The 252-nt window shown below is 70.6% G+C and carries 1 pseudogene; it reads left to right on the top strand.

Going from position 1 to position 252, the window contains the following annotated elements:
- Positions 1 to 252, top strand: a pseudogene (locus tag ACCC94_RS30385) (hypothetical protein); the annotation flags it as partial.

The following is a 252-nucleotide window of genomic DNA, read 5'->3' on the forward strand; positions in this document are numbered from 1 at the left end:
GGCTGGCGACTGCTTCCTGTTCGCCGCCGGGCGCCGCCTGCCGCTGCCGCATGCGCCATCGCTGGCCGCGCTGTTCGACGACGACAACCCCGAGCTGCTGGATTTCGAGCTGAGCTTCGGCCGTCACCAGGGCGGCGTAGCCCCCTGGCATATCGAACTGAGCACCCTGCCGGCACGCGTCGGCGCGCGACTGCTGCCCGCCGAAGCCGATCCTGACCACCCCGAACTGCTGCACGACGCCCACTGGCTCAA

This window comes from Pseudomonas sp. Pseusp97, from assembly GCF_047304025.1.
In the GTDB taxonomy this organism is placed as follows: Bacteria; Pseudomonadota; Gammaproteobacteria; order Pseudomonadales; family Pseudomonadaceae; genus Pseudomonas.